Source organism: Microbacterium sp. B19(2022), from assembly GCF_012030385.1.
GTDB lineage: Bacteria > Actinomycetota > Actinomycetes > Actinomycetales > Microbacteriaceae > Microbacterium > Microbacterium oxydans_B.
Genome location: NZ_JAAUVO010000006.1, coordinates 170,039 through 189,832, shown reverse-complemented (window position 1 = coordinate 189,832; position 19,794 = coordinate 170,039). Strand labels below are relative to the sequence as shown.

The following is a 19,794-nucleotide window of genomic DNA, read 5'->3' as shown; positions in this document are numbered from 1 at the left end:
CGCCTGACCAGGAGGTCTCACCATGGCCGGACACAACAACGGCATCATCGATCCCCCCATCGACAACCTGCTCGACCGCGTCGACTCCAAGTACGAGCTCGTGATCTACGCCGCCAAGCGCGCGCGCCAGATCAACGACTACTACTCCGACCTGCACGAGGGCAACCTGTTCGACAACGTGGGTCCGCTGGTCGACTCCTCCGTCGAGGACAAGCCGCTCACCATCGCGCTGCACGAGATCAACGAGGACAAGCTCCGCCTGCGTCACGCAGAGTGATATTCGAGGCCGCGCCTCCCTTCTGTCGGAGGCGCGGTCCAGAATGGGTGCAACACCCTCCCTCTGTCCGTCCCGTTCTGGAGTTTCGATGAGCGCCCTGCGTCTGTTCACGTCCGAGTCCGTCACCGAGGGGCATCCGGACAAGATCTGCGATCAGATCTCGGACAGCATCCTCGACGGGCTCATCGCCAAGGACAGAGACTCCCGCGTCGCGGTGGAGACGCTCGTCACGACGGGCCTCGTGCACGTCGCCGGCGAGATCCGCACCGAGGCCTACGTCGACATCCCCACGATCGTCCGCCAGGTCGTGAACGGCATCGGCTACACCTCCAGCGAGACCGGCTTCGACGGTGACTCCTGCGGTGTCAGCGTGTCGGTGGGCGAGCAGTCGACCGACATCGCGCACGGCGTCGACAGCGCTCAGGAGCACCGCGACGGATCCTCGGTCGATCCGCTCGACGCCCTCGGCGCCGGCGACCAGGGCATCATGTTCGGCTTCGCGACGAACGAGACCCCGCAGCTCATGCCGATGGCCGCGTGGACCGCGCACCGGCTCGCCGAGCGGTTGACGGAAGTCCGCCGCTCCGGTGTGCTGCCGTTCCTCCGCCCCGACGGCAAGACCCAGGTGACCCTCGGCTACGACGGCTTCACCCCGAAGACGGTCGACGCCGTCGTGGTCTCGACACAGCACCACCCCGACATCTCGCAGGAAGACCTGCAGGCGCAGGTTCGCGAGCATGTGATCGACCCCGTGCTGGCGACGACCGGTCTCGACCTCGACGATGTCACCCTCTACATCAACCCGGCCGGCCCCTTCGTCACCGGTGGTCCCAAGGGAGACGCCGGGCTCACCGGCCGCAAGATCATCATCGACACGTACGGCGGAGCCTCCCGCCACGGCGGGGGAGCCTTCAGCGGAAAGGACCCGTCGAAGGTCGACCGCTCGGGTGCCTACGCGACCCGATGGGTGGCGAAGAACGCGGTGGCGGCAGGGCTCGCAGACCGCCTCGAGGTGCAGATCGCCTATGCGATCGGCGTCGCGCGTCCGGTCGGTCTCTACGTCGAGACCTTCGGCACCGGCAAGGTGTCCGACGAGGTCATCACGCAGGCGATCACCTCGGTGTTCGATCTGCGTCCGCAGGCGATCATCGAGCAGCTCGATCTGCTGCGTCCGATCTACGCCCAGACGGCCGCGTACGGCCACTTCGGGCGAGAACTCCCCGATTTCACGTGGGAGCGCACCGACCGCGTCGAAGAGCTGCGCCGCGCTGCCGGCCTCTGATGGGACCGCGGTCCTGATGCCTCCGGAGAGCCGGCGCATCGCGCGCGTGCTCCTCGATTCCCCGCTGCCTCAACTCGATCGGCTCTTCGACTACGCCCTCCCTGCGGAACTGGGCGACGTACCGCTCGGAGTCCGGGTCCGCGTGCCGCTGCGCACCGCCGGGCGTGTGATCGACGGCTACGTCGTCGAGATCGGCACAGAAGACGACGCCGACCGTCCGCTCTCCGAAGTGGAGAGCGTCGTGTCGGAGGTCCCGGTCCTGCCCGAACGTCTGCACACCCTCGCGCGCCGGGTGGCCGACCGGGCAGCCGGTTCGGCGTCCGACGTGCTGCGCCTGGTGATCCCCAAGCGTCAGGTGCGTGTCGAGAAGGCCTGGACCGCCGATGCGCCCGCCGAGATGCCGGACCCGGAGGCACTCGCGGTGGCCGAGGGCACCGTGGGCCTCTATGACGGGCTCGGTGCCGTGCTCGACGCGGGCGGACGCGCCGCCGTGGAGGCGATTCCTCAACTCGTCGACGGCGTGCAGGCGTGGGCGCGCCTGCTGGCATCTTCCGCAGCCCGGATGCTCGCGGCGGGGAAGTCGTCGATCATCGTCGTCCCCGACAGCCGTGATCTCGACAGGCTCCTCGCTGCGCTCGACGCTCTCGTCCCCGCCGGAGCGGTCGTGCGCCACGACTCCCGGCAGACGAACCCCGACCGCTACCGCGGATTCCTGCGCACGCTCGAGGACGCGCCGTGCATCGTGGTGGGCAACCGCTCGGCCGTGTACTCCCCGGTCGTTGCCGGGCTGGTCGCGATCTGGGACGACGGTGATCCGCTCCTGGGGGAGCCACTGGCCCCGTATGTGAACGCCCGCGACGCCGCCCTCCTTCGGCAGGAGCTCGAGGGCTCGGCGCTGCTCTTCGCCGGGCACACCCGCACCACCGACGTGGAGCGTCTCGTGGTTCTCGGCTGGCTGCAGGATGTGAGGGCGGCACGCCGTGTGCTTCCTCGCGTCGTGCTCAGCACACCGCAGGAGATGGAGCAGCCGACGGCCCAGCGGATGCCGTCCTCCGCTTTCCTCGCCGCGCGCACTGCTGCTGCGGAAGGGCCGGTGCTCGTGCAGGTCTCCCGACCCGGGTTCTCTCCCTCACTCGTCTGCGCCGAGTGCCGGGCACCGGCGCGGTGCCCCCACTGCGGGGGTCCGCTCGGCGCGAAGCACCGTGGCGCTGTGCCGGTGTGCGGATGGTGCGGTCGGGCATCCAGCGCCTGGGCGTGCCCTGCGTGCTCCTCCACCAAGCTGCGACTCGCCTCCTCGGGGAGCGAGCGCACCGCCGACGAGCTCGGTCGGGCGTTCCCTGGCGTGCGGGTGATCGTCGCAGACAGTGCGCACCCGGTCGAACGAGTGCCGGACAAGCCGGCGCTGGTGGTCGCCACCCGCGGCGCGGAGCCGATCGCCGAGAGCGGATACCGTGCCGTCGTGCTGCTCGACGGCCCCCGCATGCTGCAGGCGCCCGATCTTCGTGTCGCGGAGTCATGCCTTCGCTGGTGGTCGAACGCGGCCGCGCTGGCCGCACCCGGCGCGCCCATCCACCTGGTCGGGGTCAACGGGGCCGCCGCAAAGGCGTTCGCGACCTGGAACCAGGCGGGCCACGCCCGGTCGGAGCTGGAGAGCAGGGCGCCGCTGCATATGCCACCGACGACCAGGGTCGCCCTGGTCCAGGGCTCGGTTCCGGCGGTCGCGAGTGCTCTCGCTGCACTCACCGAACTCGCCCTGCCCGCAGACGCGGTACTCGGCCCTGTGCCCGTCGAGTCCGACGACGTCCCGCCTCGCGTACGCGCCCTCGTGAGGTTCGACTACGGCTCCGGTTCCCGCGTGGCGACCGCCCTGCGCGCCGCCGTCGTCGCCGAAGCGGTGAGCGGCCGCCGCAGGAAAGGGCGTGCGACCAAGAGCACGCTCTCCGTCCGCCTCGATATCCTCGAACCAGAGCTCTGACCCTTCCGGAGAACCTTCATGCGCATCGTCTTCGCCGGCACACCCGCTGCCGCCGTGCCCACCCTGCGACGTCTCGCGACCTCGCACGACATCGCCGCCGTCGTGACGCGGCCCGATGCCCCGCTCGGGAGACGGCGGGTGCTGACACCGTCTCCGGTCGCCCAGGCCGCCCTCGAGCTCGGGCTCCCCGTGATCAAGACCGCACGGCTCGACGACGCCGCGACGGCCGAGATCTCGGCGCTGCAGGTCGAGCTCGGTGTGATCGTCGCGTACGGCGGGCTGGTGCGCGAGCCGCTGCTCTCCACCCCGAAGGCCGGGTGGATCAACCTCCACTTCTCGCTGCTGCCGGCATGGCGAGGCGCCGCTCCGGTGCAGCGTGCGCTCATCGCGGGAGATCGTGCTCTCGGGGCAAGTGTGTTCCAGCTCGTCGCAGAGCTCGATGCGGGCGACGTGTTCGCGATGCGGGAGATCGATGTTCGCGAGACGGCGACCGCAGGCGAGGCGCTCGAGGCACTCGCGCTCGACGGCGCGGAACTCACGGCAGACGTGGTCTCCGCGATCGCGGAGGGCACGGCGCGGGCGCTTCCGCAGGAGGGTGAGCCGACCTTCGCCGCCAAGCTCACGCTGGCCGACGGACTGCTCGACTGGAACCAGCCCCTCGAGGCCGTCTTCGCCCGGTTCCGCGGCGTGACCCCCGAACCGGGAGCGCACACCACCGTCGCCGGTCAGCCCCTCAAGGTTCTCGAGGCGGTTCCGGCTCCGGATGCCGAATCGCTGCCTCCCGGGCGTCTCCGGGGTACCAAGACGGCTCTGCACATTGGGACGGGCACCGGAGCACTCGCCGTCACGAGGGTGCAGCCTGCGGGCAAGGGAGCGATGAACGCGGTCGACTGGTGGCGCGGTCTGCGCGGGGGAGACGAGCTGGTGGCCGGATCATGAGCGACGAGCGACGGAACCGTCGAAGCACGCCCTCGAACGGCCGACCGCGGGGCGCCCAAGGCTCGGCAGAGGGGCATCGCGGCGGTCAGCGCGGTCCCGGTCGTACCGTGCAGCCCGCGAGACGGGTGGCCTACGATGTGCTGCGCGCGGTCTCCGAGACCGACGCCTATGCGAACCTCGTGCTCCCTTCGGCCATCGCCGAGGCGAGGCTCACGCCTCAGGACGCGGCGCTCGCGACCGAGCTGACCTACGGGACCCTGCGACGGCTCGGGACGTATGACGCGATCATCGCTTCGGCGGCCGATCGCGCGACCGACGGCATCGACCCGGCCGTTCTCGATGCGCTCCGGCTCGCGGTGCACCAGCTTCTCGCGACACGTGTCGCCTCGCACGCCGCGGTGAACGAGTCCGTGAACCTCGTCGCCATCGAATCCGGTCGGGGGGCGTCGAGCTTCGCGAATGCGGTTCTGCGCCGCATCACCCGGGATTCGGCGGAGACCTGGCAGGAGCGCATCGAAGAGCAGGCCCGCTCCGATGACGAGCGCCTGGCGCTGCGTTCTGCGCACCCGGTCTGGGTCATCCGTGCTCTGCGTCGTGCTCTCGCCGCAGAAGGACGTGACACCGAACTGGACGCCCTCCTCGAGGCCGACAATGCCTCACCCGACGTGACACTCGTCGCTCTCCCCGGCCTTGCGGAGCCCGGGGAGCCCCGTCTGCCCTACGCGCCGACGGCGTACGCATCTCCCGGTGGCGATCCGCGTCTGTCGGTCGAGGCCTCGGGAGGCACGGTTCGGGTGCAGGACGAGGGCTCCCAGCTCGTCGCGCTCGCGCTGGCCGGCGTCTCGCCGATCGCGGCGGGGGAGCGCTGGCTCGATCTCTGCGCCGGGCCCGGCGGGAAGACCGCGCTCCTGGCGGCCATCGCGCTCCAGGAAGACGTGATCCTCGAGGCGAACGAGGTCGTCCCCGTCCGCGCGCGCCTGGTGCGCAAGGCGCTCCGTGCCGTCCCCGGCGAGATCGTGGTGCACGAGCAGGACGGTCGCGAGCTCGCGGCCTCTCGTGCCGGCGAGTTCGACCGGATCCTCGTGGACGCGCCGTGCACGGGGCTGGGGGCGCTGCGTCGCCGGCCCGAGGCTCGATGGCGCAAGTCGCCCGCCGATGTCGCCGAGCTCGTTCCGCTCCAGGTGGAGCTGCTCTCCGCCGCGCTCGACGCGCTCGCCCCGGGCGGGATCGTCGCGTACGTCACATGCTCGCCCCACCTCGCCGAGACCACGGGCGTCGTGCAGGAGGTGCTGCGCGGGCGCACCGACATCGTCGAGCTCGATGCGCGCGCAGCGATCGCCGACGTCTCGCGGTCGCCGATCGACCTCGCGACCGAGGGGCGCTCCGGTTCCGGCAGCGCACAGCTCTGGCCGCATCGCCACGGCACCGACGCGATGTTCCTCGCGCTCCTGCAGCGCTCCGCAGCCGTCATCACCACAGGGAAGGAAGACTAGGACCGTGGACCTGCCTCGCGCACCGCGCATCAACCCCAGCATCCTCGCCGCCGACTTCGTGAACATGCAGGCGGATCTCGCCCGCATCGCGACAGCGGACTTCGCGCATGTCGACGTGATGGACAACCACTTCGTGCCCAATCTGACGTTCGGGCCGCAGATGGTCGAGCGCATCCAGGCGACCAGCCCGATCCCGCTCGACGTGCACCTGATGATCACCGACCCGGAGCGCTGGGCACCCGAATACGCCGAGATCGGCGCGGCGAGCGTCACGTTCCACCTCGAGGCCGCCGCCGATCCGGTGACTCTCGCCCGTCGGCTGCGCGACATCGGCTCCCGGGCCGGCGTCGCGGTGAAGCCGGGGACCCCGGTCGACTCGCTGTTCGACGTGCTCGACGAGTTCGATCAGATCCTCGTGATGACGGTCGAGCCCGGGTTCGGCGGACAGAGCTTCATGCCCGAGACGATGCCGAAGCTCCGATCCCTCGCCGACGAGGCGCGTCGGCGCGGCTCCTCCGTCTGGCTCCAGGTCGACGGCGGCATCTCGGATAGCACGATCGAGTACGCGGCCGCTGCCGGCGCAGACACCTTCGTGGCAGGTTCGGCCGTGTACGGCGCCGACGACGTCGAAGCGGCCGTCACCCGGCTGAGAGACCTCGCCCGAGCCGGTAGCCTGGAATCGTGAAGACTTTCGACGAGCTGTTCGCCGAGCTCAGCGTCAAGGCCGAGACCCGTCCCGAAGGATCGGGCACGGTCGCCGAGCTCGACGGCGGCGTGCACACGATCGGCAAGAAGATCGTCGAAGAGGCCGCCGAGGTGTGGATGGCGTCGGAGTACGAGTCCGATGAGGCCGCCGCCGAGGAGATCTCGCAGCTCCTCTATCACGTCCAGGTGATGATGCTCGCGAAGGGTCTCAGCCTGCAAGACGTCTACCGACATCTGTGATGCGCTCCGTTCCTCTCCTCTCGAACTGAAAGCACTCCATGCTGCGCATCGCCGTTCCCAACAAGGGCTCGCTCTCCGAGACCGCCGCCGACATGCTCGCCGAAGCGGGCTACGCCGGACGCCGTGACCCCAAGACCCTCCATGTCATCGACGCCGAGAACGACGTCGAGTTCTTCTTCCTCCGTCCCAAGGACATCGCGACCTACGTCGGCTCCGGTGCGATCGATGTGGGCATCACGGGCCGCGACCTGCTGCTCGACGCGCGGATGCCCGGTGCCCGCGAGATCGAGGCGCTCGGCTTCGCGGGATCCACGTTCCGTTTCGCGGCACCCACCGGTCGCTACACCGACGTGGCCGAGCTCGACGGACTGCGCATCGCCACCTCCTACCCGGGGCTGGTCGACGCGTTCCTCGACGAGCGCGACATCGCGGTCGACCTCGTTCCGCTCGACGGAGCGGTCGAGTCGGCCGTCCGCCTCGGTGTGGCCGACGCGGTCGCCGATGTCGTCGAGACGGGGACCACACTCCGCCAGGCCGGGCTCGAGGTCTTCGGTCCGGTCATCCTGCAGTCGGAGGCCGTGCTCATCGCCGGTCCCGCCGATGCCGAGGGTGCTGAGACGCTCCTGCGTCGGCTTCGCGGCGTCATGGTCGCTCGCCGTTTCGTGATGATCGACTACGACCTGCCGGTCGCTCTCCTCGATGAGGCCGTGAAGATCGCCGGTGGCGTCGAGTCGCCGACCGTCTCACCGCTGCGCGACCCGGAATGGGTGGCCGTGCGCGTCATGGTCGCGCGCACGCGGGTCAACCCGGTCATGGATGCGCTCTATGCGCTCGGCGCTCGCGCCATCCTGGTCACCGCCATCCACAACGCGAGGCTCTGATGACTCTCGCCAGCCGTGTCATCCCGTGTCTGGATGTGGCCGAAGGCCGTGTGGTCAAGGGTGTGAACTTCGAGAATCTGCGCGACATGGGCGACCCGGTCGAACTCGCCAGGCACTATGCGGCCCAGGGTGCCGACGAGATCACGTTCCTCGATGTGACCGCCACGGTCGATGCCCGAGCCACGACCTACGACGTCGTGCAGCGCACCGCCGAGCAGGTGTTCGTGCCGCTGACGGTCGGCGGGGGAGTGCGCAGCGCCGAAGACGTCGCCCGGCTGCTCTCGGTCGGCGCCGACAAGGTGGGGGTCAACTCGGCTGCCATCGCACGCCCCGAGTTGATCGGCGAGATCGCGGACCGCTTCGGCGCACAGGTGCTCGTCCTGTCGCTCGACGTGAAGCGCGCGCCGACCACGCCCTCCGGCTTCGTCGTCACGACGCACGGTGGTCGCACGCAGACCACCCTCGACGCGGTCGCCTGGGCGCGAGAGGCCGTCGAGCGGGGCGCGGGTGAACTGCTGGTCAACTCGATCGATGCCGACGGCACGCGCGACGGGTTCGACCTCGAGCTCGTACGACTCATGCGAGAAGCCGCGTCCGTGCCGGTGATCGCGTCGGGCGGCGCCGGTCAGGTGTCCGATTTCGCGCCGGCCATCAAAGCCGGAGCCGATGCCGTGCTCGCGGCGAGCGTCTTCCACACGGGTGCGCTCACCGTCGGTGACGTCAAGGACGCCCTGCGCGCAGAGGGTGTGGTGGTTCGATGACCTCCGTGGAAGACCGCATCGCGCAGGTCGCCTTCAATGCAGACGGACTGGCGCCCGTGATCGTGCAGCAGTTCGACACGCATGAGGTGCTGATGCTCGCGTGGGTCGACGCCGAGGCGCTGCGGCGCACGCTGACTTCGGGGCGGGCGACCTACTGGTCCCGGTCCCGCCAGGAGTACTGGCGCAAGGGCGACACGTCGGGCCACATCCAGGTGGTGCACGAGGCGCGCCTCGACTGCGACGGCGATGCCATCCTGCTCCTGGTCGCCCAGACCGGCCCCGCCTGCCACACCGGCACGCGCACCTGTTTCGACACCACCGATCTCGAGGCCACCACGGGAACGGATCAGGCATGAGCTTCGCACAGCGCGGTCGCTCGCTCTCCGTCTCCGGCTTCCTGCTCGCCGGTGCGATCGGCATCATCTCGTCGACCCAGACGTGGTTGACGGTGGAGCGTGCGGATGCCGGCGAGGCGATCCTGGTTCCGGGAGCCTCCGCCCTGGTACTGCTCGCTCCGCTCAGCCTGGCGGTGCTCGCCCTCGGTGCGGCCCTCGCCATCTCCGGCAAGGTCGTGCGCCTCGTCTTCGGCGTGCTCGCGGCAGCGACGGCGCTGTTCCTCGGCTGGTCGACGATCCAGCTCCTGCTCACCGAGCCTTTCGACGCCGTCGCCGCGACCGTGACCGAGGTCACGGGTCTCGCCGGTGGTGGCGCGGTCCACGAGGTCGTCACGAGCATCGTGCCGTCGGCGTGGCCGTACATCGCCCTCGTCGGATGGGTGATCCTGCTCGCTGCATCGGTGGTGGTCCTCACGACCTGGCGCGGCTGGAAGGCGGGCGGCCGACGGTATCGCACCGACCACGTCGAAGCCGCACACGAGGGGCCCGTGGACGCAGTCGATTCCTGGGACGACCTGTCCCGAGGAACCGATCCGACGCGTTGACCCCGATAGACTGATTCCGAACTGCACGTCGTCCCCCGGAGGAGAACATGACCAACCCGATCGCCGATCCCGGCCACGGACACTCGCCTGCAGCCTGGACCGCCGTGGTCATCATGCTGGTCGGCGTCGCCGCCGCCACAGTCGCGTTCTGCTTCGAGCAGCCGGTGCTCGTCATGATCTCGCTGGTGCTCGTCCCGATCGGTGCGATCGCGGGTTGGGTGCTCGCCAGGGCCGGTTACGGCGTGAAGGGTCCGAAGTACGCTCCGAAGGCGCACTAATGGTGCTCGCCGACCTGACGGCCGGCGCAGTCGCAGACGCTGAGCGTCGTGCTCTGTCGCGCCCGCTGGATGCGGTCGAACGCGCGGCGCTCGCGCGCCCGGCCGCCAAGGACGCACTCTCGTTCCTCGCCCCCGCCGATCGCGTCAAGATCATCGCCGAGGTCAAGCGAGCGAGCCCGTCGCGTGGCGCACTCGCCGAGATCCCCGACCCTGCTCTGCAGGCATCCCTGTATGAGACGGGCGGAGCCTCGGCGATCAGCGTGCTCACGGAGGAGCGTCGCTTCGGCGGCAGCCTGGCCGACCTCGAGGCCGTCACGGCCCGCGTGTCACTGCCGGTGTTGCGCAAGGACTTCATCGCCACCCGCTATCAGGTGCTCGAGGCTCGAGCCGCGGGCGCCGATCTGGTGCTGCTGATCGTCGCCGGTCTCGAACCCGATGTCCTTCGGGATCTGTTCGGCTTCATCGGCGAGCTGGGCATGACGCCTCTCGTCGAGACGCATTCGGCCGACGAGCTCGAGGCCGCGATCGACCTGGGCGCCCCGCTGATCGGTGTGAACGCACGCGATCTGAAGACCCTCGAGCTCGACCGCGACCTGTTCGGACGCCTGGTCGACCGCATCCCGACGACCGCGGTCAAGATCGCCGAATCCGCGGTGCTCACGCCCGCCGATGTGGTGCACTACCGCTCCGCCGGCGCCGACGTCGTCCTGATCGGCGAGGCGCTCGTGACCGGCGATCCCGTCGCCACCCTCAAGAGTTTCCTGGAGGCATGATGAGCCTGCGCGACCAGCACGGCCCCTTCTTCGGCGAGTTCGGCGGGCGCTTCATGCCCGAGTCGCTCATCGCCGCGATCGACGAGCTGACCGTCGCGTACGAGGAGGCGATCGTCGACCCGGCCTTCCGGGATGAGCTCGCACACCTCCTGAGCTCGTATGCGGGCCGCCCCTCGGCCATCACCGAGGTGCCGCGGTTCGCAGAGCACGCCGGGGGTGCGCGCGTCTTCCTCAAGCGTGAAGACCTGAACCACACGGGGTCGCACAAGATCAACAACGTGCTCGGCCAGGCGCTGCTCACGAAGCGCCTCGGCAAGACCCGCGTGATCGCCGAGACGGGTGCGGGACAGCACGGTGTCGCCACGGCGACCGCCGCAGCACTGTTCGGTCTGGACTGCACGATCTACATGGGCGAGGTCGACACCGAGCGTCAGGCGCTCAACGTCGCCCGTATGCGTCTTCTCGGCGCGGAGGTCATCCCGGTCACTTCGGGTTCGCGCACGCTCAAGGACGCGATCAACGACGCCTACCGCGACTGGGTGGCGTCGGTCGAGACGACCAACTACATCTTCGGCACCGCCGCCGGTCCGCACCCGTTCCCGGCGATGGTCCGCGACTTCCAGAAGATCATCGGCGAAGAGGCCCGCGCGCAACTGCTCGACGAGGTCGGTCGGCTCCCGGATGCGGTCGTCGCCTGTGTGGGTGGCGGATCCAACGCCATCGGCATGTTCGACGCGTTCCTCGACGACGAGGGCGTCAAGCTCTACGGCGTGGAGGCAGCCGGTGACGGCGTCGACACCGAGAAGCACGCGGCCTCGATCGAGCGCGGGCGCCCCGGTGTGCTGCACGGCGCCAAGACGTACGTGCTCCAGAACGAAGACGGTCAGACCATCGAGTCGCACTCCATCTCCGCCGGACTCGACTATCCGGGCGTCGGTCCGGAGCACTCGTGGCTCGCCGACATCGGGCGCGCCGAGTACATCCCGGCCACCGATGACGAGGCGATGCAGGCGCTGCGGCTGCTCAGCCGCACCGAGGGCATCATCCCGGCCATCGAGTCGGCCCATGCTCTCGCTGGCGCTCTGCGCATCGGACGCGAGCTGGGCCCGGATGGGCTCATCGCGATCTGTCTCTCCGGCCGCGGCGACAAGGACATGGACACCGCCGCACGCTACTTCGCGCTGTACGACGAAGCCGCGCTCGCGCACGACGTCGCCGAGGAGAGCGAGGCCGAAGACACGGCCTCGAAGGGGGAGCCGCAGCTATGAGTCGCGTCGAACAGGCGATCCAGCGCGCACAGGACGCCGGTCGCAGCGCCTTCGTCGGATATCTGCCGGTCGGTTTCCCCGACCTCGAGACGAGCATCCAGGCCGCCATCGCCCTGGCCGAGAACGGCGTCGACATCATCGAGCTGGGCCCGCCGTACAGCGACCCGGTGATGGACGGCGCGATCATCCAGGAGGCGACCACCACGGCTCTCGCCGCGGGGTTCCGGATGGCCGACCTCTTCACGGCGATCCGTGCGATCACCGCGGCCACCGACGTGCCCGTCCTCGTGATGACGTACTGGAACCCCGTCATGCAGTACGGCGTCGACCGCTACGCCGACGACCTGCTCGCCGCGGGCGGCGCGGGGCTCATCACACCCGACATCACGCCCGACGCCGCAGGGGAGTGGATCGCCGCCAGTGAGCGGACCGGTCTCGATCGGGTGTTCCTCGCAGCCCCCACCTCGTCCGACGAGCGGCTCGACCTCGTGGTGAAGTCGTCCACCGGTTTCGTCTACACGGTCTCGACCATGGGCATCACGGGGGAGCGCGCCGAACTCGACCGCGCCGCCCGCACCCTGGTCGGCCGCCTCCGCGCACACGGGGCGCACCGCGCGTGCGTGGGCATCGGCATCTCCACCGCCGAACAGATCGCCGGTGTGTCGGAGTACGCCGACGGCGCGATCGTCGGGACCGCACTGGTCCGCGCTCTCCGTGACGGCGGCGTCCCCGCCCTCGCCGAGGTCACCCGAAACCTGGCAGCCGGCACCGCGTCGGCGCGCCCCGATACCGAGAACTAGAATCGCACTCATGTCACTCGCGTTCCCCAGCACCGTCACCAACGTGCTCGCCAGCATCCCGAGCCCTCCGGTGTCGTACATCGACCTCGGACCCGTACGGATCCACTTCTACGCGCTGTGCATCATCGCGGGCATCATCGCGGCGACGCTGCTGACCAACTACCGCCTGACCAAGCGCGGAGCGGAGCCGTGGGTCGTGATCGACATCTCGATCCTCGCCGTGCCGCTGGCCATCATCGGTGCCCGAATCTTCCACGTGCTCACCCACCCGAACTTCTACTTCGGCGAGGGCAGGAACACCTGGAACCCGTTCGAGCCCGGTTCGGTGTGGGCCATCTGGGAGGGCGGGATCGCGATCTTCGGCGCTCTGATCGGCGGCGCGATCGGCGCGTACCTCGGCTGCCGATGGACGGGCATCCGCTTCTGGACGTTCGCCGACGCGCTGGCGCCCGGTCTGCTGCTCGCTCAGGCCATGGGCCGCTTCGGCAACTGGTTCAACCACGAGCTCTTCGGCCTTCCCACCGACCTGCCGTGGGGGCTGGAGATCGAGTCGACGAACTCGGCATTCCCTGCCGGTCTGCCCGAGGGCACCCTGTTCCACCCGACCTTCCTCTACGAGGTGATCTGGAACGGCCTGGGCGTACTGGTGCTCCTGTGGCTCGGCCGCAAGCTGTTCTTCCAGTGGGGACGCCTGTTCGCGATCTACCTCATCTGGTACAGCGCGGGCCGCATCGTCTGGGAGTCGATCCGCATCGATCCGAGCGAGATCATCCTGGGCCTGCGCAGCAACGTCTGGGCAGCGATCATCGGCGTCGTCGTCGGGCTGGTGATCCTCGTCGTGCAGACGCGTCGTCACCCCGGTCTCGAGCCCTCGCCGTACCAGCCGGGACGCGAGAAGACCGACGCCGACGCTGATGTACAATCGCAGAACAATCCCTCTGACTTCGTGGACGTGAGCGAGCCTCCGACCGAGGAAGTCACCGCAGGAGCCACTGCCACAAGCACTGCTCCCACGAGCGAGAACGGCTCCCGATAACAACGCCACCTCGTGGCGGGAGAACCATTGCACTGAACGAGCGGGCCGACGTCGTCCCCGGGTTTCACTGAAGATCTGAGGACGGTAACTGGTGTATTTCCAGCCACCCTACGGCGCGTCCGGCGCCTACCCCCCGAAGCAGGGCATGTACAACCCGGCGTTCGAAAAAGACGCCTGCGGCCTCGCCATGGTCGCGACCCTGCGCGGCGAAGCCGGGCACGACATCATCGCGTTGGCCCTCGAGGCCCTGCGCAACCTGGAGCACCGCGGAGCCATCGGCTCCGATGCGGGCACCGGGGACGGCGCCGGCATCCTGACGCAGATGCCCGATGCATTCCTCCGCGCAGTCGTTGGCTTCGAACTGCCGCCCGTGGGGGAGTACGCCGCTGGACTGGCCTTCCTGCCTCGCGATTCGAGCGAGCGCCGCCAGCAGAAAGCCGGGATCGAGAAGATCGCCCGCTCCGAGGGACTTCGCGTCCTCGGCTGGCGCGAGGTTCCCACCGCCAACGAGAACCTCGGCAAGCTCGCCGATGAGGCGCGTCCTGCCTTCGAGCAGCTGTTCGTCAGCGCCGGCGGAGCGACCCACACCGATGCCCCTCTGACGGGCATCGCCCTCGACCGCGTCGCCTACCGCCTGCGCAAGCGCGCCGGACACGAGCTCGGCGCCTACTTCGTCTCCCTCTCGGCCCGCACCCTCGGGTACAAGGGCATGGTCACGACGCTGCAGCTCGAACCGTTCTACCCCGACCTGCAGGACGAGCGCTTCGCCTCGGAGCTGGCCGTCGTGCATTCCCGCTACTCCACGAACACCTTCCCGTCGTGGCCGCTCGCGCAGCCTCTGCGCATGCTCGCCCACAACGGCGAGATCAACACGGTCGGCGGAAACCGCAACTGGATGCGCGCCCGCCAGTCGCAGCTCGAGTCCGAGCTTCTCGGCGACATCCAGCCGCTGCTTCCGATCTGCACCGACGGCGCCAGCGACTCCGCGTCGTTCGATGAGGTGCTCGAGCTGCTGACCCTGACCGGGCGCAGTCTGCCGCACGCCATCATGATGATGGTTCCCGAGGCGTACGAGAAGCAGGCCGACATCACGCCGGAGCTGCGCTCGTTCTACGAGTACCACTCCAACCAGATGGAGCCGTGGGACGGTCCGGCCGCCCTCATCTTCACCGACGGCACGCTCGTCGGCGCCACGCTCGACCGCAACGGTCTGCGTCCCGGACGCTGGACCGAGACGACCGACGGCCTGGTCGTGATCGGTTCCGAGACCGGTGTGCTGCAGTTCGAGCCCGAGCGCATCAAGCGTCGCGGACGCCTGCAGCCGGGGAAGATGTTCCTCGTCGACACCTCGCAGCGTCGCATCGTCGAAGACAGCGAGATCAAGCACGATCTCGCCACGATGCACCCGTGGCAGGAGTGGCTGGATGCCGGCGCCGTGCGGCTCGCCGAGCTGCCCGAGCGCGAGCACATCGTGCACCCGCCCGCATCGATCACCCGTCGTCAGCGCACGTTCGGATACACCGAGGAAGAGGTCCGCATCCTCCTCACCCCGATGGGGCAGACCGGTGTCGAGCCTCTCGGCGCGATGGGCTCGGACACGCCGATCGCGGTGCTCAGCAAGCGTCCGCGCCTGCTGTTCGACTACTTCACGCAGCAGTTCGCCCAGGTCACGAACCCGCCGCTCGACTCGATCCGTGAAGAGGTCGTCACGAGCCTCAAGCTGGGCCTCGGCCCCGAGAGCAACCTGCTCTCCTGGGGTCCGGAGCACACGCGCACCGTGTCGCTCGACTTCCCGGTGATCGACAACGACGAGCTCGCGAAGATCCGCCACATCGACAAGGCCATGCCCGGTCGGTCGAGCGCGACCATTCGCGGTCTGTACCACTTCGATGCCGGCCCCCAGACGCTGCAGGACCGTCTCACGGAGATGTGCGCCGAGGTCGACGAGGCGATCGCGAACGGTGCCGAGTTCATCATCCTGTCCGACCGTGACTCGAACAAGGATCTCACTCCCATCCCGTCGCTGCTCATGGTCTCGGCGATCCACCACCACCTCATCCGGCGCGAGAACCGCATGAAGGTCGGTCTCATCGTCGAAGCCGGTGACGTTCGCGAGGTTCATCACGTCGCGACCCTGATCGGTTACGGCGCCTCCGCCGTCAACCCGTACCTCGCGATGGAGACGGTCGAGCACCTGGTGCGCACCGGCTACATCACCGGGATCTCGCCGGAGAAGGCCGTCAAGAACCTGATCTACGCGCTCGGCAAGGGCGTGCTCAAGATCATGTCGAAGATGGGCATCTCCACGGTGTCGTCGTACGCGGGCGCCCAGGTGTTCGAGGCGGTCGGACTCAGCCAGGAGTTCATCGACGCCTACTTCACGCGCACCGAGTCCAAGCTCGGCGGCATCGGCATCGAGCAGGTCTTCGCCGAGAACCAGGCGCGTCACGACTACGCCTATCCCGAGGATGCTGCTGCGCGTGCGCACGAGCGGCTGTGGACCGGCGGCGAGTACCAGTGGCGACGTGACGGTTCCCCGCACCTGTTCAACCCGGAGACGGTGTTCAAGCTGCAGCACTCGACCCGCACCCGGCGCTACGACATCTTCCGTGAGTACACGAAGCTCGTCGACGATCAGGCGGCCGAGCTGAAGACGCTGCGCGGTCTGTTCCAGCTGCGCACCGGCACACGCAAGCCCGTCCCGCTGGACGAGGTCGAGCCGGTGTCCGCGATCGTCAAGCGCTTCTCGACGGGCGCGATGAGCTATGGCTCGATCTCCCGTGAGGCGCACGAGACGCTCGCGATCGCGATGAACAGCATCGGCGCGAAGTCGAACACGGGCGAGGGCGGCGAAGACCCCGACCGTCTCGTCGATCCCGAGCGCCGCAGCTCGATCAAGCAGGTGGCCTCCGGACGCTTCGGAGTGACCAGCCTGTACCTCACCGAGGCCGACGACATCCAGATCAAGCTCGCCCAGGGCGCCAAGCCCGGCGAGGGCGGTCAGCTGCCGCCGACCAAGGTGTACCCGTGGGTGGCGCGCACCCGTCATGCGACGGCCGGCGTCGGACTCATCTCCCCGCCGCCGCACCACGACATCTACTCGATCGAAGACCTCAAGCAGCTCATCTTCGACCTGAAGCGGGCGAACCCCGAGGCGCGCATCCATACGAAGCTCGTGAGCCAGTCGGGTATCGGCGCAGTGTCGGCCGGCGTGGCCAAGGCGCTCAGCGACGTCATCCTGGTCTCCGGCCACGACGGCGGAACGGGTGCGAGCCCCCTGAACTCGCTCAAGCACGCGGGAACGCCGTGGGAGCTCGGTCTCGCCGAGACACAGCAGACGCTCATGCTCAACGGCATGCGCGACCGCGTGGTGGTGCAGGTCGACGGTCAGCTCAAGACCGGCCGCGATGTGATCATCGGCGCGCTGCTGGGTGCGGAGGAGTTCGGCTTCGCCACGGCTCCGCTCGTCGTCAGCGGCTGCATCATGATGCGCGTCTGCCACCTCGACACCTGCCCCGTGGGCGTCGCGACACAGAACCCGGTGCTGCGCGAGCGGTTCACGGGCAAGCCGGAGTTCGTCGTCAACTTCATGGAGTTCATCGCCGAAGAGGTGCGTGAACTCCTCGCGGAGCTCGGCTACCGCTCGATCGACGAGATCGTCGGCCGCGCCGACCTCATCGAGGTCAACGCCGCGGTCGAGCACTGGAAGGCCGACGGACTCGACCTCACCCCCGTTCTCGAAGGCCCGGTGTTCCCGGCGGGCGAGCCGCGTCGCAGCGGTCGCACGCAGGATCACGAGCTCGAGAAGCACTTCGACGTGCAGCTGATCGACATCGCCAAGGGCGCACTGCTCAACGGCGAACCCGTCGTGGTCGAGCTGCCGATCGCCAACACCGAGCGCGCCGTCGGCACGATGCTGGGACACCAGGTGACTTCGCGGCACGGCGCCGCCGGTCTGCCCGAGGGCACCATCGACGTGACGCTGCACGGCACCGCCGGACAGTCGCTCGGTGCTTTCCTCCCGCCGGGGATCGTGCTGCGCCTGGAGGGCGACGCGAACGACTACGTCGGCAAGGGACTCTCGGGTGGCGACATCACCATCCGTCCGCCGCGCGGTTCTGCGATCGCTCCGCATGAGAACGTGATCGCCGGCAACGTGATCGGCTACGGCGCGACTTCGGGGACGATGTTCATCTCCGGTGTCGTGGGTGAGCGCTTCCTCGTCCGCAACTCGGGCGCGACCGCGGTCGTCGAGGGGGTGGGCGACCACGCGCTGGAGTACATGACCGGCGGGCTCGCCGTGATCCTCGGATCGACCGGGCGCAACTTCGGTGCGGGCATGTCCGGGGGAGTGGCGTACGTGCACGCGCTCGACACGAGCAAGGTGAACGCCCAGTCGCTCGGCAGCGGGGAGCTTCTGCTCGAACCGCTCGACCGTGCCGACCTCGAGGTACTGCGCAGCCTGCTGGTCGCGCACGTCGAACGTACGGCCTCGCCGCGAGCGTCCGCGCTTCTCGAGAGCTTCGAGGAGACCGCTGCTGAGTTCGTGAAGGTGCTGCCTCGTGACTTCGCCGCCGTGCGGAGCATGCGCGAGGAGGCGCTGGCCGAGGGGATCGACCCCGACGGCGACATCGTGTGGAACCGCATACTGGAGGTGACCGGTGGCTGACCCCAAAGGCTTTCTGAAGGTGACCGAGCGGGAGCTTCCCGCACGTCGTCCCGTGCCCGTGCGCATCATGGACTGGAAAGAGGTCTACGAGCCCGGCGACAAGCAGGTCCTGCGTCGTCAGGCCGGTCGCTGCATGGACTGCGGTGTGCCGTTCTGCCATCAGGGCTGCCCGCTCGGCAACCTGATCCCCGAGTGGAACGACCTGACGTGGCGCGGCGAGGGTCGCGAGGCGATCGAGCGCCTCCACGCCACGAACAACTTCCCGGAGTTCACCGGTCGTCTGTGCCCCGCACCGTGCGAGAGCTCGTGCGTGCTCGGCATCAACCAGCCCGCCGTGACCATCAAGCAGATCGAGGTCTCGATCATCGACGAGGCCTTCGCCAAGGGCTGGGTCGAGGCGGAGCCGCCGGAGCGCCTGACCGGCAAGACCGTCGCGGTCGTCGGATCGGGGCCCGCGGGTCTCGCCGCCGCCCAGCAGCTCACGCGTGCCGGCCACACCGTCGCGGTCTTCGAGCGCGACGACCGCATCGGCGGTCTGCTGCGCTACGGGATCCCGGACTTCAAGATGGAGAAGTCTCAGCTCGAGTCGCGCCTGCGCCAGATGCAGGAGGAGGGCACCCGCTTCCGCGCGGGCGTCGAGATCGGCAAGGACATCTCCTGGCCCGACCTGCGTGCGCGCTACGACGCGGTCGTCATCGCGACCGGTTCGACGGTGCCGCGTGATCTCGCCATCCCCGGACGCGACCTCGATGGCGTGCACTTCGCCATGGAGTACCTGGTCGAGTCCAACCACGTGGTCGCCGGCGACAAGGTCCCCGACCAGATCAGCGCCGAAGGCAAGCATGTCATCGTCATCGGCGGCGGCGACACCGGCGCAGACTGCATCGGCACCGCACACCGTCAGGGCGCGCTGAGCGTCACCAACCTCGCGATCGGCAAGCAGCCGGGCGACGCGCGTCCCGACCACCAGCCGTGGCCGATGATGCCGACCCTGTTCGAGGTCTCCTCTGCGCACGAGGAGGGCGGCGAGCGGGTGTTCCTCGCGTCGACCGTCGAGTTCCTCGGCAACGAGGTCGGCGAGGTCCGTGCGCTGCGGGTGGCCGAGACCGAGTACATCGACGGTCGTCGCGTGCCCAAGAGCGGCACTGAGCGCGAGATCCCGGCCGACCTGATCCTCATCGCCATGGGGTTCACCGGCCCTGAGCAGGACGGCTACACCGAGGAGACGCTCCCGCAGGTCACCGACCGTGGCGCGTTCCGTCGCGACAACGGCTACGAGTCGACGGTTCCCGGCGTGTTCGTCGCCGGCGACGCCGGCCGTGGACAGTCGCTCATCGTCTGGGCCATCGCCGAGGGCCGCGCGGCCGCCGCGAACGTCGATCGGTTCCTGATGGGCACCACGGTTCTTCCCGAGCCGGTGCGCCCGAGCGATGTCGCGATCGGTCTCCAGCCCGCGTAGGCTGAGGCCGGCACCGTC

At 69.1% G+C, this 19,794-nt stretch carries 18 protein-coding genes; all 18 read left to right on the top strand.

Annotation, left to right across the window (positions count from 1 at the left end):
• The first annotated feature begins 22 nt into the window (after positions 1 to 22).
• The 18 genes from rpoZ (at position 23) to HCX50_RS07465 (ending at position 19,776) form a co-directional block, all read left to right on the top strand.
• The gene (rpoZ, locus tag HCX50_RS07550; protein ID WP_017204385.1) at positions 23 to 277 is read left to right on the top strand and encodes a DNA-directed RNA polymerase subunit omega; all 255 of its coding nucleotides are present in this window, start codon (positions 23 to 25) and stop codon (positions 275 to 277) included.
• Between the two features lie 88 nt (positions 278 to 365).
• On the top strand, positions 366 to 1,559 hold the full coding sequence (gene metK / locus HCX50_RS07545; RefSeq protein ID WP_091036423.1) for a methionine adenosyltransferase: 1,194 nt from the start codon (positions 366 to 368) through the stop codon (positions 1,557 to 1,559).
• A 16-nt stretch (positions 1,560 to 1,575) separates the two neighbouring features.
• On the top strand, positions 1,576 to 3,534 hold the full coding sequence (locus HCX50_RS07540; protein WP_091036420.1) for a hypothetical protein: 1,959 nt from the start codon (positions 1,576 to 1,578) through the stop codon (positions 3,532 to 3,534).
• Positions 3,535 to 3,552: 18 nt separating this feature from the next.
• Positions 3,553 to 4,473, top strand: coding sequence for a methionyl-tRNA formyltransferase (fmt, locus tag HCX50_RS07535; RefSeq protein WP_167633530.1), 921 nt, complete (start codon positions 3,553 to 3,555; stop codon positions 4,471 to 4,473).
• Positions 4,470 to 5,966 (top strand): RsmB/NOP family class I SAM-dependent RNA methyltransferase, encoded by a 1,497-nt coding sequence (locus HCX50_RS07530; protein ID WP_205828886.1) that lies wholly within the window; start codon positions 4,470 to 4,472, stop codon positions 5,964 to 5,966. The genes fmt and HCX50_RS07530 overlap by 4 nt, the downstream gene beginning before the upstream one ends.
• Before the next feature lie 4 nt (positions 5,967 to 5,970).
• A complete protein-coding gene (rpe, locus tag HCX50_RS07525) occupies positions 5,971 to 6,651 on the top strand; it encodes a ribulose-phosphate 3-epimerase (protein ID WP_167633526.1) in 681 nt (226 codons plus the stop codon).
• Positions 6,648 to 6,911, top strand: coding sequence for a phosphoribosyl-ATP diphosphatase (locus HCX50_RS07520; protein ID WP_017202142.1), 264 nt, complete (start codon positions 6,648 to 6,650; stop codon positions 6,909 to 6,911). The genes rpe and HCX50_RS07520 overlap by 4 nt, the downstream gene beginning before the upstream one ends.
• A 38-nt stretch (positions 6,912 to 6,949) precedes the next feature.
• Complete coding sequence (gene hisG, locus HCX50_RS07515; RefSeq protein WP_091036411.1) at positions 6,950 to 7,792, top strand: ATP phosphoribosyltransferase; 843 nt, start codon at positions 6,950 to 6,952, stop codon at positions 7,790 to 7,792.
• A complete protein-coding gene (hisF, locus tag HCX50_RS07510) occupies positions 7,792 to 8,553 on the top strand; it encodes an imidazole glycerol phosphate synthase subunit HisF (protein WP_091036408.1) in 762 nt (253 codons plus the stop codon). Before hisG ends, hisF begins: the two co-directional genes overlap by 1 nt.
• Entirely contained in the window at positions 8,550 to 8,909 is a 360-nt protein-coding gene (gene hisI, locus HCX50_RS07505; protein WP_167633524.1) for a phosphoribosyl-AMP cyclohydrolase, read from the top strand. The genes hisF and hisI overlap by 4 nt, the downstream gene beginning before the upstream one ends.
• Positions 8,906 to 9,493: a Trp biosynthesis-associated membrane protein gene (locus tag HCX50_RS07500; RefSeq protein WP_167633522.1), complete on the top strand. Its 588-nt coding sequence runs from the start codon at positions 8,906 to 8,908 to the stop codon at positions 9,491 to 9,493. The genes hisI and HCX50_RS07500 overlap by 4 nt, the downstream gene beginning before the upstream one ends.
• A 47-nt stretch (positions 9,494 to 9,540) precedes the next feature.
• Positions 9,541 to 9,771: an HGxxPAAW family protein gene (locus HCX50_RS07495; RefSeq protein ID WP_029263367.1), complete on the top strand. Its 231-nt coding sequence runs from the start codon at positions 9,541 to 9,543 to the stop codon at positions 9,769 to 9,771.
• A 2-nt stretch (positions 9,772 to 9,773) separates the two neighbouring features.
• Positions 9,774 to 10,544: an indole-3-glycerol phosphate synthase TrpC gene (gene trpC / locus HCX50_RS07490; protein ID WP_029263368.1), complete on the top strand. Its 771-nt coding sequence runs from the start codon at positions 9,774 to 9,776 to the stop codon at positions 10,542 to 10,544.
• Positions 10,544 to 11,812: a tryptophan synthase subunit beta gene (gene trpB, locus HCX50_RS07485; RefSeq protein WP_167633587.1), complete on the top strand. Its 1,269-nt coding sequence runs from the start codon at positions 10,544 to 10,546 to the stop codon at positions 11,810 to 11,812. The genes trpC and trpB overlap by 1 nt, the downstream gene beginning before the upstream one ends.
• On the top strand, positions 11,809 to 12,612 hold the full coding sequence (gene trpA, locus HCX50_RS07480; protein ID WP_167633520.1) for a tryptophan synthase subunit alpha: 804 nt from the start codon (positions 11,809 to 11,811) through the stop codon (positions 12,610 to 12,612). Before trpB ends, trpA begins: the two co-directional genes overlap by 4 nt.
• Positions 12,613 to 12,622: 10 nt before the next feature.
• Entirely contained in the window at positions 12,623 to 13,648 is a 1,026-nt protein-coding gene (lgt, locus tag HCX50_RS07475; RefSeq protein ID WP_091036390.1) for a prolipoprotein diacylglyceryl transferase, read from the top strand.
• Between the two features lie 145 nt (positions 13,649 to 13,793).
• Positions 13,794 to 18,317, top strand: a complete 4,524-nt coding sequence (gltB, locus tag HCX50_RS07470) for a glutamate synthase large subunit (RefSeq protein ID WP_091036388.1) — start codon at positions 13,794 to 13,796, stop codon at positions 18,315 to 18,317.
• The gene (locus HCX50_RS07465) at positions 18,310 to 19,776 is read left to right on the top strand and encodes a glutamate synthase subunit beta (RefSeq protein WP_091036385.1); all 1,467 of its coding nucleotides are present in this window, start codon (positions 18,310 to 18,312) and stop codon (positions 19,774 to 19,776) included. Before gltB ends, HCX50_RS07465 begins: the two co-directional genes overlap by 8 nt.
• The last annotated feature ends 18 nt before the right edge of the window (positions 19,777 to 19,794 follow it).